Genomic DNA, 15374 nt, shown 5'->3' with positions numbered 1-15374 from the left:
TCAGCAGGGTGCGGTGTGAGTCGAGGCGTATTCGGGATCGAGTGCGGAGAGCACCATGTAATTCGGTGCCGGATCCGTGACGAGCCCGACGTGAGTAGTGGTTGCGGCAGGGCAGACGTCCTGGACCCATACGTTGTGCACCGACTCCGTGTCACCGGTACGAAGAAAGGTCTGCTCCGGGGGCGTCGAGATCGTGTCGTCCCGAGTGGCGATCACCGTGTAGTCGACGCCGGGAAGGGCGTCACCGCCGGCATTGAGATTGACCAGTACCGGCGAACCCACCAATTGCTGGGCTCCGGCCATGTTCCAGGTCAACGGTGTGATCGCGTCACCGGGAAGTCCCAATGAGGCGACCAGCTTCGCCAATTCCTGCAGTCCGCCGAATGTCGTGCCGTGGTTGGTGGCACCCAGGGTGACGAGGCTGTGGACCTTGTTTCGTGAGGGGTCGGCGGGATCGGTACCACCGTCGAACTTCATGTACTGCCGAGCTACGATTCCGCCCTGCGAGTGTCCGACGATGTCGACCTGCGAGGCGCCGGTCCCGGTGAGAACTCGATCGATGAAACCGCCGATCTCACGCGCCGATTCGGGAATGTCGCCCGAGCCCCACACGACCTTGCCAGGCTCGAACAGCAAGCCGACTGCACCGTAATTGGGTGCGAACACGCAGTAGCCCTGTTCGATGAGCTGCGGAGCCAGAACGGTCCACGTCGTGGCATCCATCTTGGTGCCGTGGATCAACACGACAGGTCGTGGATGTTCGGGGCTGGGAACGCAGCCGAAGTCGTTGGTCCCCTCCACGGTAGGAAACTGCGTGGGGGCAGGATCGGCGGACGCGATGGCTTGTCCGGAGAGGGTCACGGCGAAGATTGCCGCGAGCGCACAGAGAACTCGCGCGGCTCGTGTTGTAATCGCCATGGCCCCTTTCGGGTTCAGCTCACCGCGTCGGACGACGTCGGCGATAGCATGTGGTTGACACAACCGTAACATTCATAGTGCGAGTAACCTTTTGGGCAATTGCAGAACTACTGGTCCGCGAGTTGTGCTCGATCCCCATTGTGATGATGCTCACAAACAAGGCCGATTTATTACCAGCTGAACGCTCGGTGTTCGATACCGGCGCGCAGTTCCCCGACGCGGATGTACAGGGCACGCAACCAGTGCCCTCGCGACAGTTTCGTCAGCGACGTGGGTAACAGTGGATTGCGCAGGATCAACACGCCCCATCTGAGCAGTACGGTCCGAATGCTCAGGGGAGGGCAACCGAGTGGGCGGTACACACCGATGAGCTTCGTGGTGCCGTAACCGGCCCGGTACGACTGGCGCAGAAGCGGTCGGAGTCGGTCACGAAGACGGTAGGAGACTTTCGGCTGCGGATCGAAGCGAAAACTGTGACCCGCCAGCTGTGCGCGCCAACTGAACTCCACGTCCTGGCTGGCTGCGAACTGATTGTCCATGCCGCCGAGAGCGCGATAGACCTCCGCGCGGCACGCCATGCTGGCACCGATTGCGAACGGGCGAAACGAAGTTCGACCCTGTTGTTCCGGAGCCGGGCCGGTCGTCCACGACAACGCCCGTTCGTCGTTGAGCGTCGACGTCTCGACTGCGGTACCGACCACATCGTAATTCGTCGCCAGCCGGGCGAGGCTGTTCAACCAGTCGGGATGCACCACGTCATCGGCGTCGCAAAAGGCGAGCAGCTCACCGGTGGCCGCCTCGGCCCCACGATTGCGAGCATGCGCGGCCCCCGTCGCCTGGGATGCGTCGACGTACAGGATCGACACACCCTCACGGACTTCGCATGTTTCGAGGTACTTCCGAAGCTCGGCGCAGTCGGAATTGTCTGCAATGACGACCTGGAACTCATACGAAAAATCTTGCGTTGCGAGAGCCCTCAGTTGTGCCTCGAGATGTCGATCGAACGAGCCGACAGGAATGATCACCGATACGGTGGGCACACTCGAAGAGGTCACGGCGGTTCACGGTACGCAAGGACGTGGCCCGAGCGGAAGGGGCCGGTCCGAATGCGGTCGTGCGCCTGTTCGTCAGCCGTCCGAAGATGCCTTCTTGTAACCGCGGATTGCCGGTATCAGAAACACGACTGCCATTCCGAGTGACCACGCCAGAGTTTGCAACACCGGGGTCAGGACCGGACCACCCATAGCGAGATTCCGCATTGCGTTGACTGCAACGGACATGGGTTGCGCCGCAACCACCGGTTGGAGCCAGAGCGGATAGGCGAGCACGGGGACGAATCCCGCATTGAAGAACATCAACAGGGTGCAGAAGATCGATACCAGCTCGACCAGTGGTGCGTCTCCGGCGACCGTGGCCAGGAATGTCACCATCACCGCGAACCCGATACCGAACACAACCGGAATCAGGATCAACAAGATGCCGGCCTGAATTCCCTGGGAGAATCTGAATCCCATCGCGACACCCGCACAGATGATCACGGAGGTGGTGACGAGCACTCGAACTGCTTCGGCGATCATTCTGCCCAGCAGGCCGGCAGCGCGGTGAGTGGGTGTCGTCCAGAACCTGGACAACAAGCCTGATTTCCGCTCGCCCTTGAGACCGACAGCGCTGACGATGGACCCGAACATGGCTCCGACAAGAGCGATCATCGGCACCTGACCGTAGATCGCCGGCGCTCCGGTGGCCGCGGAAATCGAGTTACCGAGTACGACACGGAACATGACCAACATCAACGCGGGGTACAGCAACGCTTGAATCATCGTCGACGGATCGCGCATCCATCGCATCAACAGTCGCTTGGCCTGGATCAGACTGTGGGTCCAGAGCGCACGAACAGACCTTTCGCCCAGGACCATATTGGGTTCGGGGAAGGTCAAGCTGGACACGCGGCGGGTTGTGTTCACCGACGCTTCGGACATTGTCATCTCGGACTCGTCACTCTGGCCTGGAGCTCGCCCAGATGGCGAGCGGTACGAAGAACACGATCAAGCCGGCCACCCACGCGAGCGACGGCCACAACACCTGGAAGCTGACTCCGCCTTCGGCCATGTCGCGCATTGCGAAGGAGAACTGCGAGATCGGCTGGTTGCGTACGAACGGTCGGATGAGTTCTGGGAAACCACTTTCCGGAACGAACCCGCACGAGGCCATACCGAGAATGAGCTGGGGGAGGGTCAATACCTGGCTGGTGGCTTCCGGACTCTTCGACAGCGTCCCGATCGCATCGGCACCGATCGACAACGTGGTGCTGATCAACATGGCGAGTGCACAGAACAACAGCGCCTGACCGAATCCTGCAGTGAAGCGAAAACCGATGACGTAACCGAAACCGAGGGCCGACACCAACGACACCAACGAACGGACCACACCGCTCGAGATCCGTGCCACCAGTGGGACACCACGAACGACGGGCATCGTCTTCAAACGAGAATTGAGTCCGCTCATCGCCTCCGTCGAGGCTCTCTGGGCGGCGGAAATTGCGGTGAAGGCCATAGCCTGCAGCACGATGATCGGCATCAGGAACTGCGCGTAGTTGATGCCCTGTAGGCCCATCACGAACTTCAACGGCAGGTAGAAGCCGATGGTGAAGATCAGCGGAGCGATGACCGCGATCAGCAACTCGCCCTTGGTGAGCATCGTCCACAGAGCACGTCCGGTCAGCGCCTGCCACTGGACGAATCCGGACGGCCGCGTTCGTGACCGCCGCTTCGGCTGCTGTGTGGTGGAGCCGGCACCGGTCCGCTCGACAAACCTCGAGTGTGTTTTGGGTAAGCCCCGCGTCGTGGCCGTCATGAGCTCGCGCTCGTCTGCGAGTGCCCGGTGAGGGTGAGGAACACGTCGTCCAGCGAGGGTCGTCGCAGTGCGATGTCGGCCAACACGATTCCCTCCGCGTCGACGCGGCGCAGGATCTCGGACAGCGTCGCTGCGCCGTCGGGTGCAGGCACCGAGAGCCGGTCGGAGGTAGCGGTGATCTCGGCGTGTACCGCAGCAGGGACCATGTCGCCCAATGCCTGCGCGGCCGCTCGGAGCTGACCGGGATCGAGCGGCACCACTTCGCAGTAGCTGCCACCGGTCATGGCCTTGAGCTGATCGGACGTGCCCTCCGCGATCACGGTGCCCTTGTCGATGACGATGATGTTGTCGCTGAGGACGTCCGCTTCTTCGAGGTACTGCGTCGTCAACAGCACGGTGATGCCCTGTGCCTTGAGTGCTTCGACCAGTGACCACACGCCCTGGCGGCTGCGCGGGTCGAGTCCGGTCGTCGGCTCGTCCAGGAACACGACCTCCGGCCGCACGACCAATCCGCACGCGATGTCGATGCGGCGACGCATGCCGCCGGAGTACCCACGGACGGGCCGCTTGCCGGTATCCGAGAGGTCGAACTCGTCGAGGAGAGCCTTGGCGCGCGCCTTGGCGGCCTTCTTGTCCAGGCCCATCAGGCGGCCGAACAACTCTATGTTCTCGCGGCCCGACAGGGTGTCGTCGAGGGCCGCATACTGTCCGGTCATCATGATCGAGCGTCGTACCGCCGGGGCGTCCGCGGCAACGTCGTGTCCCGCGACGAAAGCTCTGCCTCTGTCCGGTGCGATCAGGGTCGACAGCACCTTGACCGTGGTCGTCTTTCCGGCACCGTTGGGACCGAGAATGCCCAGGACGGTCCCGCGCTCGGCGGAGAAGCTGATGCCGCGCAGCGCATGCACATCACCGAAGGACTTGTGTACGTCCTCCACGTGTACGGCTGCGTGTTGAGCTGACGACATCGATTCTCCGAGCTGTCGGGGTGAATGGTGGGGCAGGACCCCGTGGAGTCGAGGGCCACTACTTGATACCGGAATTCCCCGAGAATGTTACCTGCGGGTCGACACCGGGTGACCTCCGCAGTCAGCCCCAATCGATATCGATACTGTCTTCGACGTCGAGCTTCCGGCACAGAGATCGAAGCCCGCTGTAGTCCTGAACCAGAGCGCGGCGACTCCTGTCCTGCTCGACGTCGGCCAGCATCTCGTCGGCACCGCGGATGCCCTCGAGCTCGAGAATGCGTCGCCAGGTGGAGAAATCGCTGCTCGAGAACGCATCCATGCCGTCGACGAGACCGTCGAGGAACGTCTGTCGGTCGTTGGCTCCGAGTCGATCGAAGACGATCGCGGCCATGTCGTCGGCGATCGACGCATGGCAGTACTCGTCGCGATTGTGCAGTTTTACGGTCGCCCGATTGATGGGCTGGATGACGTCGTCGTCCTCGATCAGGTCCAAGTAGGACGTGATGGAGATCTCCGCAACCGTCATGAATGCCAGTGAGCTGATCGCAGCGGACCACGAGTCGTCGCTGGTTGCCTGCGCAGTACGTTGCCGACGCACCGTCGAGCTGAAGGGCAGGGAACGCTCCGACAGCGCCCACCCACGCCCTCGCCGCGTCGCTGCGCTCGCGTTCAGGTGCATCAGCGTGTGGTACTGCTCGTCCACCATCGCCTGGGTCACCGCTACCGCGAGGGTGTCGCCCATTCCGGTCTCGAACACGTCCTGCGCCAGGAGCGCGAAACCTGGGTGGACGACGTGCTGCTCGACATCCATCACGTTCTTGTTGAACGCGATCCAACCCCAGGCTCGGAGGCGATCCTTCTGCTCGGGGGTGGCGCCGGTGAAGGTGTCGTGCTCGCCGAAGGGAATGAGGGCGTCGGGAAAATCCTGTTTGGACGTGTCGAACAGGTCGTCGAGCTCGGGTTCGGGCTTCTTCACTGTCGCGCGCTGCGCCCAGTTCTTGGCCAACCGCGAGACGACCGCACTCTCCACGACATCGTCGGAGTCGAACTCCGGCAACGACGGCTGTTCCAGCATTGCGTGCCTCGCCTCCGCGCTGTTACCAGCGGTCATCGGTTCCCACTGCTACCTCGAACGATACCGAACATCTCCGCACACACGGCTCGATAGCGATCGCCGCTTCCGCCCAGCGCGGACTCTGCCTCGGCCAACAGTCGCGCGAACTGGGCCTCGGAACCGGAATCGACCGCCTCGTTCAGTGTTTGCGTGGCGCGCCGCAGTGCCGCTCTGGCCTCGGCGGCATGCGGATTGCCTGCTTGTACGTCCCAATAGACCTCGGGTTCGCCGCCCGTGATGCGAGCGAGCACCGCCAGCATCGTTGCGTGTGGGGGAGGTGCAACGGCAGCGATGTCCCCGAACGGCAGGTCGAGTTCGGCCAGTGCCAACCCGAACGCCAGCACACTGGCGTGCGTCAGAGCCTGCGTCGCGGCGGCGAGGCGATCGTGGCGCGCGGCGTCGAGCAGAACGACTCGTCCACCCCACCGTGCGACCGTGTCGAGAAAGGCGTCCGCGGATGGGCCTTCGCGGTGCACGACGGCGGCCACCGGGCGGCCGGCCATTCCCAGCGACGGGGCGAACATCGGATTGATTCCGACGGTGGGACCGAGGCGGTCGGTGGCATCCACGTGGCGCGCGAATCCGGATTTCACCGACAAGGTCTCCACCACCAGTGCTTCGGACTGCACGGCCGAGAGGTCTGCTGCCAACGCCACGGATTCGGGCACCGCCAGAATCACCGTCGCAGCACCTGTCAGTACCGAAGTGAGCCGGGCGTCGGGCGCGGTGATGTTTCCGACCGTGACCGGCGAGGCGGCGTCGGAGCTCTCGTGCACGTCGACGACCGTCACGGGTACGCCATCGCCGCGCATCAGGTCGACGATCAGGCGGCCGACAGCCCCTGACCCGCCGACCACGACCACCGAGTCATCGGACTTCCACTGCCGAACCGTGTTCATCGTTCGAGTATGTCAACGGGCCGCGGCGGACACCCAGATCGTGATGTCTGCGTGCACCACCTCGACGCCTGCGGTGTCTCTGATCGACACGGGCACGACGACTTCGAGTCCGTCGGTCACCGCGGAGAAGTCGGGAATCGGATCGAGTTGCGCGACGGCACGGAGTGAGGTGGTTGCCTTCGTCAGGTATCGGACGTTCATCGATTTGGGGATCCAACGGTGCGAGGTCGGCACCGTCGCCTCGGCGAGCATGCCCATCGCAACTTCGGCGAGGTTGCATGCGGCGATGGCGTGGAAGGTGCCCAGGTGGTTCCGAATTCCGAACCATTTCGGAGCCGTCACCTCGCAGCGACCCGGTTCGAGGGCCACCACTCGCGGCAGCACGGAAGCGAAGTAGGGGACCCGGAGACACATGCCGACGGAGAACACGGCGGACCCGATAGTGTTGTGGGGAAGCTTCGACCAGGCGCGATAGGTTGCGCCCGTGGTGCTCTGGACTGAGGTCATGGCGCTACCTTACTGCTCGGTAAGGTAGCGCGACGACGATCGACGGACCCCGAGTTGATCTGTCGCCCGGACTGCGGCATACTGGTCGGGTTGCCTGGACACGGGACGCTCTTGCGTGCGGCCTGAACCAGGTGAGTCGGCTGCAGAGCCGGCTGAGCAAGACATGAGACCAGCGCTCCACGTGAGCGCGTCCGGAACACCAGCTCGATCGGTGCGGGTTTCGTTCGGTACGGATGGTTGAAGCGAAAGTTTCAGCGCAGACGAATGAGCGCAATCGCGACACGCCCGACCGCGTGGACCGGAGAACCATGACAGATGAAGAGCGGCAACGGATGCAGGCCACGCCTGGGTCGTCAACGTTTTTCACTGTCGTGTGTGCACGAAGGCAGTTCGGGTCGGTGGGTTCCACCGGCTCGGGGACTGTGCAGACGAGGTGGAGCAGGCCGAACGGCCCGTTCTACGACCAAGCGGCAAGAAAAGGACACTAAGCGTGGCGGGACAAAAGATCCGCATCAGGCTCAAGGCCTACGACCATGAGGCGATCGACGCGTCAGCGCGCAAGATCGTCGAAACGGTCACCCGTACGGGTGCCCGCGTCGTCGGACCGGTGCCGTTGCCGACAGAAAAGAACGTGTACTGCGTCATCCGTTCGCCGCACAAGTACAAGGACTCGCGCGAACACTTCGAGATGCGTACTCACAAGCGGCTCATTGACATCCTCGACCCGACACCGAAGACGGTGGACGCGCTCATGCGCATCGACCTCCCGGCCAGTGTCGACGTCAACATCCAGTGAGCGCGGAGACAACGATGACTGATAACAAGAACCGGCCTGCGACAGGAATTCTGGGCACCAAGCTCGGAATGACCCAGGTCTTCGACGAGAACAACCGCGTCGTTCCGGTGACCGTGATCAAGGCAGGCCCCAACGTGGTCACCCAGATCCGCACCCAGGAACGTGACGGCTACAGCGCCGTCCAGGTCGCATTCGGTGCGATCGATCCGCGCAAGGTGAACAAGCCCACCACCGGCCAGTTCGAGAAGGCAGGTGTCACGCCGCGTCGCCACATCGTGGAGATCCGCGTTGCCGACGCCTCGCAGTTCGAGGTCGGCCAGGAGCTCACCGCTGCAGTGTTCGAGGACGGCGCATACGTCGACGTCACCGGCACCAGCAAGGGCAAGGGCTTCGCCGGAACCATGAAGCGTCACGGCTTCAAGGGTCAGGGCGCGAGCCACGGTGCACAGGCTGTGCACCGTCGCCCCGGATCCATCGGTGGCTGCGCAACTCCGGGTCGCGTGTTCAAGGGAATGCGCATGTCCGGACGTATGGGTGGCGATCGCGTAACCACGCAGAACCTCTCGGTCCACAAGGTGGACAGCGAAAACGGTCTGCTGCTGATCAAGGGAGCGATCCCGGGCCGTCGCGGCAACGTCGTGATCGTCAAGTCTGCATTGAAGGGTGGTGCACGGGCATGACCAGCCTCGACAAGAAGACCGAAACCAACTTGACGCTGGACGTCAAAGAGGTCGGTGGCAAGACCAACGGAACCGTCGATCTGCCGTCGGCGATCTTCGACGCACCCGCGAACATCGCGCTCCTCCACCAGGTCGTCATTGCGCAGCTCGCAGCGGCACGCCAGGGAACGCACTCCACGAAGACTCGTGGCGAGGTTCGCGGCGGTGGCAAGAAGCCGTACCGCCAGAAGGGAACCGGCCGCGCCCGTCAGGGCTCGACCCGCGCTCCTCAGTTCGTCGGCGGTGGCACGGTCCACGGACCGCAGCCGCGCGACTACAGCCAGCGGACTCCCAAGAAGATGAAGGCAGCCGCATTGCGCGGTGCCCTCTCCGATCGGGCTCGCAGTGAGCGGATCCACGTGATCACCGAACTGGTTGCCGGACAGATTCCATCCACCAAGGGTGCGAAGACGTTCCTCGCCGAGCTCTCGGACCGCAAGAAGGTCCTGCTCGTCGTCGGACGCGAAGACACCGCGGCCTGGAAGAGCGTCCAGAACCTGGACGGCGTGCACCCCATCGCACCCGACCAGCTCAACACGTACGACGTGCTCAACGCCGATGACGTCGTTTTCAGCGTGGAAGCGCTGAACACCTTCATCGCTGGGCCTGCAAAGAACGAGGAGGCAAGCAAGTGACCACGATCGCCGATCCCCGCGACATCTTGCTGGCACCGGTCATCTCCGAGAAGTCCTACGGACTGATCGAAGACGGCACGTACACGTTCCTGGTGCACCCGGACTCGAACAAGACGCAGATCAAGATTGCCGTCGAGAAAATCTTCGACGTCACCGTGACCAGCGTCAACACGATGAACCGTCAGGGCAAGCGTAAGCGGACCCGGTTCGGTTACGGCAAGCGCAAGGACACCAAGCGCGCGCTCGTAACGCTCTCCGCCGACAGCAAGCCCATCGAGATCTTCGGAGGTCCGGTCGCGTAAGCGACTGGGACTCTTCGGATATAGAGGACGAGAAGACTCATGGCAATCCGTAAATACAAGCCGACAACCCCGGGCCGTCGTGGCTCCAGCGTGTCCGATTTCGCTGAGATCACGCGTTCGACCCCCGAGAAGTCGCTGATCCGCCCGCTGCACGGTCGCGGTGGACGTAACGCACACGGTCGCATCACCACCCGGCACAAGGGTGGCGGTCACAAGCGTGCGTACCGTCTCATCGATTTCCGTCGCAACGACAAGGACGGCGTGCCGGCCAAGGTCGCTCACATCGAGTACGACCCCAACCGCACCGCGAACATCGCACTGCTGCACTTCGCAGACGGCGAGAAGCGCTACATCGTCGCACCCAAGGGCATCGCCCAGGGATCGCCGATCGAGCAGGGTGCCAATGCCGACATCAAGCCCGGCAACAACCTGCCCCTACGCAACATCCCGACGGGTACGACCATCCACGCGGTCGAACTCCGTCCGGGTGGTGGCGCAAAGATGGCCCGCTCCGCTGGAGCGAGCATTCAGCTGCTCGGCAAGGAAGGCCCCTACGCCACGCTGCGTATGCCGTCCGGTGAGATCCGTCGCGTCGACGTGCGCTGCCGCGCAACCGTCGGCGAGGTCGGCAACGCCGAGCAGTCGAACATCAACTGGGGCAAGGCCGGCCGCATGCGCTGGAAGGGCAAGCGCCCGACCGTTCGTGGTGTCGTGATGAACCCGGTCGACCACCCGCACGGTGGCGGCGAGGGCAAGACCTCCGGTGGACGCCACCCGGTCAGCCCGTGGGGACAGCCGGAAGGCCGTACCCGTAAGAACAAGGCGAGCGACAAGCTGATTGTCCGTCGTCGTCGTACCGGCAAGAACAAGCGCTAGGAGGGAGTTCAGAATGCCACGCAGCCTGAAGAAAGGCCCGTTCGTAGACGATCACCTCCTCGCGAAGGTTGACGTCCAGAACGACAAGGGAACCAAGCAGGTCATCAAGACCTGGTCCCGTCGATCGACAATCCTGCCCGACTTCATCGGTCACACTTTCGCCGTCCACGACGGTCGCAAGCACGTACCGGTGTTCGTGTCCGACTCCATGGTCGGCCACAAGCTCGGGGAGTTCGCACCGACCCGCACGTTCAAGGGTCACATCAAGGACGACCGGAAGGCGAAGAGGCGATGACCAACTTCACCCCCACCGCCAATCCGACTGCCAAGGCCGTAGCGAAGCACGTTCGCGTCACGCCGATGAAGGCACGTCGCGTCGTGGATCTGGTTCGTGGGCGCTCCGTCGAGGACGCGCTCAACATCCTCAAGTTTGCGCCGCAGGCAGCGAGCGAGCCGGTCGCCAAGGTGATCGCGTCCGCAGCCGCCAACGCCGAGAACAACCTGGATCTCGATCCCAGCACGCTGATCGTCGCCACTGCATTCGTCGACGAGGGCACCACCCTCAAGCGATTCCAGCCGCGCGCTCAGGGCCGGGCATTCCGGATCCGCAAGCGCACCAGCCATATCACGGTGATCGTCGAAAGCCTGCCCAAGACCGGTGGAACGTCTCGCAACCGTCGTAAGGGCCAGGCGTCCAAGGAAGGGGCTCAGTAGTGGGTCAGAAAATCAACCCGCACGGCTTCCGCTTGGGTATCACCACTGACTGGAAGTCGCGCTGGTACGCAGACAAGCAGTACTCGGAGTACGTCAAGGAAGACGTCGAGATCCGCAAGCTTCTTGCCACCGGCATGGAGCGCGCGGGTATCGCCAAGGTCGAGATCGAGCGCACCCGTGACCGTGTTCGCGTGGACATCCACACGGCACGTCCCGGCATCGTCATCGGCCGTCGTGGTGCCGAGGCCGACCGCATCCGCGGAGCTCTCGAGAAGCTGACCGGCAAGCAGGTTCAGCTCAACATCCTCGAGGTCAAGAACGCCGAGTCCGAGGCTCAGCTCGTGGCCCAGGGTGTTGCCGAGCAGCTCAGCAACCGCGTCGCATTCCGTCGCGCAATGCGGAAGGCCATCCAGTCGGCCATGCGTCAGCCGAACGTCAAGGGCATTCGTGTTCAGTGCTCCGGCCGTCTCGGTGGCGCAGAAATGTCTCGCTCGGAGTTCTACCGCGAGGGACGCGTTCCCCTGCACACGCTCCGTGCCGACATCGACTACGGGCTGTACGAGGCCAAGACCACCTTCGGCCGCATCGGCGTGAAGGTCTGGATCTACAAGGGCGACATCGTCGGCGGACGGCGTGAACTCGCTGCCGCTGCGGCTCCGGCCGCCGGTGCAGACCGTCCCCGTCGTGAGCGTCCCACTCGTCCGCGTCGCAGCGGTGCCTCGGGCACCACGGCGACCAGCACCGAGGCCGGCCGCGCGGCATCCGCAACCGAGGCTCCGGCCTCGACCGAGCCCACTCAGGAGGGCTGACGCATGTTGATCCCCCGCCGGGTCAAGCACCGCAAGCAGCACCACCCGAAGCGTTCGGGTGCCGCCAAGGGCGGAACTCAGGTGACATTCGGTGACTACGGCATCCAGGCTCTCGAGCCCGCCTACATCACCAACCGTCAGATCGAGTCCGCTCGTATCGCGATCACTCGCCACATCAAGCGTGGCGGCAAGGTCTGGATCAACATCTTCCCGGACCGTCCGCTCACCAAGAAGCCTGCCGAGACCCGCATGGGTTCCGGTAAGGGTTCGCCCGAGTGGTGGATCGCGAACGTCAAGCCGGGCCGGGTGCTCTTCGAGCTGTCGTACCCCGACGAGACCATCGCGCGTGAGGCACTGACTCGCGCCATCCACAAGCTGCCCATCAAGGCACGCATCATCACCAGGGAGGAGCAGTTCTGATGGCTACCGGAACCCCAGCCGCAGAGCTCCGCGAGCTCACCGGTGAAGAGCTGGTCACCAAGCTGCGTGAGTCGAAGGAAGAGCTGTTCAACCTTCGTTTCCAGATGGCTACCGGCCAGTTGGACAACAACCGTCGACTGCGCGTGGTGCGCCACGAGATCGCGCGTATCTACACGGTGCTCCGCGAACGTGAGCTCGGCTTGGCCTCTGGTCCTTCCGAGGACACAGCAGGTGACGCAGCATGAGCGAGGAAAACACTGTGACTGAAGAGCGCAACAACCGTAAGGTCCGGATCGGCTACGTCGTATCCGACAAGATGGAAAAGACGATCGTGGTCGAGCTCGAGGACAGGGTCAAGCACCCCCTCTACAGCAAGATCATCCGTCGTACCACCAAGGTCAAGGCACATGACGAGAAGGGCGACGCCGGCGTAGGCGATCGCGTTCAGCTCATGGAGACCCGTCCGTTGTCCGCCACGAAGCACTGGCGACTGGTCGAGGTTCTCGAAAAGGCCAAGTAAGCACCGAGTGCTGGAAGAGCCCATTCCCGGATCAACCGGGGATGGGCTCTTTTGTGTTCTCACCCGAGGTAGGAAGAGCATTCGATGGACGAGAACCGACGCAAGGGCGTGACTGTGGTCATCCCCGTCCGCAATGCGGTCGCGACCCTGGGAGCCCAACTGGACGCCTTGGCGGTACAGGATCACGGCCCCGATTTCGAGGTGATCATCAGCGACAACGGGTCGACCGATGGGCTGCGGGAGTTTCTCGGCACGCGCCCTGACGACTACGGAATATGCGTTCGGTACGTCGATGCTTCCGGTTCTGCAGGCACATCGCACGCACGTAACGTCGGGGCATCGGCAGCTCGAACCGAGTTGCTGGCGTTCTGCGACGGCGATGACGTCGTCCGGCCCCAGTGGTTGAGCGAACTGGTGGCTGCCGCATCGACGGCGGATCTGGTGAGTGGCTCGGTGGACACGTCGAGGGTGAATTCTCCTACGGTGTACCGTCGCCGTCCGATGACCCCCTCGACCGCGGGTCTCGACACCGACTTTCTCCCGTACGTCCCAGGCTGCAACTTCGCGGTATGGGCCGATGTCTTTCATGCCGTGCACGGTTTCGACGAGACCTTGACCGAGGCGGGCGAGGACCTCGACTTCTCCTGGCGTGTACAACTGGCCGGGTTCCGCATGGCTCATGCAGGAGCTGCGACCGTCGACTACCGCCTCAGACCGACGATGCGCGAGTTCTGGTCACAGGTGCGGCGATACGCCGTCGGCGACGTTCAGCTGTATGTCGCGTATCGCGACTACGGGTTCGCCGGTCTGTCGGTCAGGGTTTTCTCGAAGCATGTGCTGCGACTGTTGGTGACCAATCCGCTGGTGCCGCAGAGGGTGTCGCGGGTGCCCCGAGAACGCTGGATCGGAGCAGTGGCTGTGGTCGTCGGTCATGTCCAGGGATCGATCCGGTACCGCACGCTGTTCCTGTGACCGGGGGTCACCTGCCCAGCAGGCCGCCGAGCGCCCCACCGACGCCGGCTTGCTCCCCGCTGCCGGCACCACCGATCAATCCGCCGGGCGGTTGTTCCGACGGCTGTACGACGACGAATCCCTGACCCGCGAACTCCAGGGTGAATCGCTCACCGGTCGAACGGCCGATCAGGGTCCCGAGTCCGAACGAATCGTTCTTCTTCACCCGTGTCTGCAGGGACGACGACCACGCGACCGCAGCTTGCGGGTCTGCGAACGTCGGCTGATCGACGTTCAACACCACCGGCACACCGTCGGTCGTGATGGCGATTCGCCCGCGCCCGGTGAACACACAATTGAAGAAGCCCGCGTTTCCACCTGCCGCCGCGCCCTGGACTCGCTTGACGTCGTAACTCAGCGAGGACTCGAAGGCCAGCACGTTGGCACCGTTGATGGTCAGTCCATCCGAGCCGTCCAAGTCGATCAGATGGACGTCCTGTGCGGCATTGGCGAGGAAGAGGTCACCGTGACCGGTGACCTTCATCAGTGGCACGCCCTCGCCGGACAGCGCCTGCTTCAACGCCCGGCCGATACCCCCTGAGCCCTTGGCCTCGAACTGCAGGTTTCCCTGGTACGCCACCATCGAGCCCGCGCGGGCCATCAGCTCGCCGCTCATGCCGACGCGGCACATCTTGCTGCCCTGCTTCTGAATGCCCGACCCGGGAACCTCGGCGTGGGCAGGCGCGAACAGTTCGCTTCTCATGGCCAGAACTCCTTGGTGGACAGGTGAATCAACGGGTGGTTCGATCTTGTGTGAGGGGGTTGCAGTCGGTACCTCGGGCGGCTGCTCGTCGTCGTCGATACTGATACCGAAAGCGGTGGCGAGACCGGCCAACCCGTCCGCGTATCCCTGGCCGACAGCGCGGATCTTCCACTGCTCACCGCGCCGGTAGAGCTCCAGGCACACCAGCGCGCTTTCGTCCCCGAGAGCATCGGCAGCGAACCCGACCTGAGCCGTCCCCGACGCATCGGAGACCGTCACCGACGTAGGGCCCGCGGCGGCAAATGTTGCTGGACCACTTCCGTCCAACGAGGCTGCGATCGCAATGGTCTCGATGTCGGGCGGAATCGCAGACGGATCCACCCGGACGAGATGGCCGGACGGCGCGCGTTGGTAGTCCACGCCTGCACCCGCGGGCTGGTTGTAGAACACCAGATCCGCGTCCGAACGCACACGTCCGTCCCGCCCCAACAGCAGCGCGGACACGTCGACTGAGGTCGAAGCGGCCAGTGTCACCGTCAGGGGTCCGGTCGGAGCGGGGCAGTTCTCCCCGCGAGCGAGGTTTTTCATCGAATCCAGTGTGCCAGTGTTG

21 protein-coding genes are annotated in these 15374 nt (G+C 63.5%); 12 read left to right on the top strand and 9 right to left on the bottom strand.

Annotated elements, in window-relative coordinates; genetic code table 11:
• From BH93_RS18155 to BH93_RS18120, 8 genes are all read right to left on the bottom strand, one after another.
• Entirely contained in the window at positions 1-918 is a 918-nt protein-coding gene (locus BH93_RS18155) for an esterase/lipase family protein (protein WP_037176554.1), read from the bottom strand.
• 170 nt (positions 919-1088) lie between these two features.
• The gene (locus BH93_RS18150; RefSeq protein WP_080739209.1) at positions 1089-1973 is read right to left on the bottom strand and encodes a glycosyltransferase; all 885 of its coding nucleotides are present in this window, start codon (positions 1971-1973) and stop codon (positions 1089-1091) included.
• Positions 1974-2045: 72 nt separating this feature from the next.
• Positions 2046-2903 (bottom strand): ABC transporter permease, encoded by an 858-nt coding sequence (locus BH93_RS18145; protein ID WP_037176556.1) that lies wholly within the window; start codon positions 2901-2903, stop codon positions 2046-2048.
• A gap of 10 nt (positions 2904-2913) precedes the next feature.
• Positions 2914-3771 (bottom strand): ABC transporter permease, encoded by an 858-nt coding sequence (locus tag BH93_RS18140; RefSeq protein WP_032376627.1) that lies wholly within the window; start codon positions 3769-3771, stop codon positions 2914-2916.
• The gene (locus BH93_RS18135) at positions 3768-4739 is read right to left on the bottom strand and encodes a daunorubicin resistance protein DrrA family ABC transporter ATP-binding protein (RefSeq protein ID WP_037176558.1); all 972 of its coding nucleotides are present in this window, start codon (positions 4737-4739) and stop codon (positions 3768-3770) included. The genes BH93_RS18140 and BH93_RS18135 overlap by 4 nt, the downstream gene beginning before the upstream one ends.
• A gap of 121 nt (positions 4740-4860) precedes the next feature.
• Positions 4861-5814, bottom strand: a complete 954-nt coding sequence (locus BH93_RS18130) for an AurF N-oxygenase family protein (RefSeq protein ID WP_037176560.1) — start codon at positions 5812-5814, stop codon at positions 4861-4863.
• Between the two features lie 32 nt (positions 5815-5846).
• Positions 5847-6752, bottom strand: coding sequence for a prephenate dehydrogenase dimerization domain-containing protein (locus tag BH93_RS18125; RefSeq protein ID WP_037176561.1), 906 nt, complete (start codon positions 6750-6752; stop codon positions 5847-5849).
• Between the two features lie 12 nt (positions 6753-6764).
• Positions 6765-7259 (bottom strand): hotdog fold domain-containing protein, encoded by a 495-nt coding sequence (locus BH93_RS18120; protein WP_037176563.1) that lies wholly within the window; start codon positions 7257-7259, stop codon positions 6765-6767.
• Positions 7260-7749: 490 nt separating this feature from the next.
• Between BH93_RS18120 and rpsJ the strand changes: the two genes are divergently transcribed.
• The 12 genes from rpsJ to BH93_RS18060 all read left to right on the top strand — a co-directional run bounded on the left by rpsJ (position 7750) and on the right by BH93_RS18060 (position 14022).
• Complete coding sequence (gene rpsJ, locus BH93_RS18115) at positions 7750-8055, top strand: 30S ribosomal protein S10 (RefSeq protein WP_003938093.1); 306 nt, start codon at positions 7750-7752, stop codon at positions 8053-8055.
• 14 nt (positions 8056-8069) lie between these two features.
• Positions 8070-8735: a 50S ribosomal protein L3 gene (rplC, locus tag BH93_RS18110; protein WP_027496309.1), complete on the top strand. Its 666-nt coding sequence runs from the start codon at positions 8070-8072 to the stop codon at positions 8733-8735.
• Complete coding sequence (rplD, locus tag BH93_RS18105) at positions 8732-9409, top strand: 50S ribosomal protein L4 (protein WP_032376633.1); 678 nt, start codon at positions 8732-8734, stop codon at positions 9407-9409. The genes rplC and rplD overlap by 4 nt, the downstream gene beginning before the upstream one ends.
• The gene (gene rplW, locus BH93_RS18100) at positions 9406-9711 is read left to right on the top strand and encodes a 50S ribosomal protein L23 (protein WP_008718314.1); all 306 of its coding nucleotides are present in this window, start codon (positions 9406-9408) and stop codon (positions 9709-9711) included. Before rplD ends, rplW begins: the two co-directional genes overlap by 4 nt.
• 39 nt (positions 9712-9750) lie before the next feature.
• Positions 9751-10587 (top strand): 50S ribosomal protein L2, encoded by an 837-nt coding sequence (gene rplB, locus BH93_RS18095; RefSeq protein ID WP_008718311.1) that lies wholly within the window; start codon positions 9751-9753, stop codon positions 10585-10587.
• Between the two features lie 13 nt (positions 10588-10600).
• Complete coding sequence (gene rpsS, locus BH93_RS18090) at positions 10601-10882, top strand: 30S ribosomal protein S19 (protein ID WP_008718309.1); 282 nt, start codon at positions 10601-10603, stop codon at positions 10880-10882.
• Complete coding sequence (gene rplV, locus BH93_RS18085; protein WP_027496311.1) at positions 10879-11301, top strand: 50S ribosomal protein L22; 423 nt, start codon at positions 10879-10881, stop codon at positions 11299-11301. The genes rpsS and rplV overlap by 4 nt, the downstream gene beginning before the upstream one ends.
• Positions 11301-12110, top strand: coding sequence for a 30S ribosomal protein S3 (rpsC, locus tag BH93_RS18080; RefSeq protein WP_027496312.1), 810 nt, complete (start codon positions 11301-11303; stop codon positions 12108-12110). The genes rplV and rpsC overlap by 1 nt, the downstream gene beginning before the upstream one ends.
• Before the next feature lie 3 nt (positions 12111-12113).
• Positions 12114-12530: a 50S ribosomal protein L16 gene (gene rplP / locus BH93_RS18075; RefSeq protein ID WP_027496313.1), complete on the top strand. Its 417-nt coding sequence runs from the start codon at positions 12114-12116 to the stop codon at positions 12528-12530.
• A complete protein-coding gene (gene rpmC / locus BH93_RS18070; RefSeq protein WP_032376634.1) occupies positions 12530-12775 on the top strand; it encodes a 50S ribosomal protein L29 in 246 nt (81 codons plus the stop codon). The genes rplP and rpmC overlap by 1 nt, the downstream gene beginning before the upstream one ends.
• Positions 12772-13050 carry a 30S ribosomal protein S17 gene (gene rpsQ, locus BH93_RS18065; protein ID WP_032376635.1) on the top strand — a complete coding sequence of 93 codons (279 nt, stop codon included), beginning with the start codon at positions 12772-12774 and terminating at the stop codon, positions 13048-13050. The genes rpmC and rpsQ overlap by 4 nt, the downstream gene beginning before the upstream one ends.
• A gap of 84 nt (positions 13051-13134) precedes the next feature.
• On the top strand, positions 13135-14022 hold the full coding sequence (locus tag BH93_RS18060; protein WP_037176566.1) for a glycosyltransferase: 888 nt from the start codon (positions 13135-13137) through the stop codon (positions 14020-14022).
• A gap of 7 nt (positions 14023-14029) precedes the next feature.
• Here the strand turns inward: BH93_RS18060 and BH93_RS18055 are convergent, their stop codons facing one another.
• Positions 14030-15352, bottom strand: coding sequence for an AIM24 family protein (locus BH93_RS18055; RefSeq protein ID WP_080739210.1), 1323 nt, complete (start codon positions 15350-15352; stop codon positions 14030-14032).
• Positions 15353-15374: the final 22 nt, after the last annotated feature.

Source organism: Rhodococcoides fascians A25f, assembly GCF_000760935.2.
GTDB lineage: Bacteria > Actinomycetota > Actinomycetes > Mycobacteriales > Mycobacteriaceae > Rhodococcoides.
This window is presented reverse-complemented; position numbering and strand designations above follow the sequence as displayed.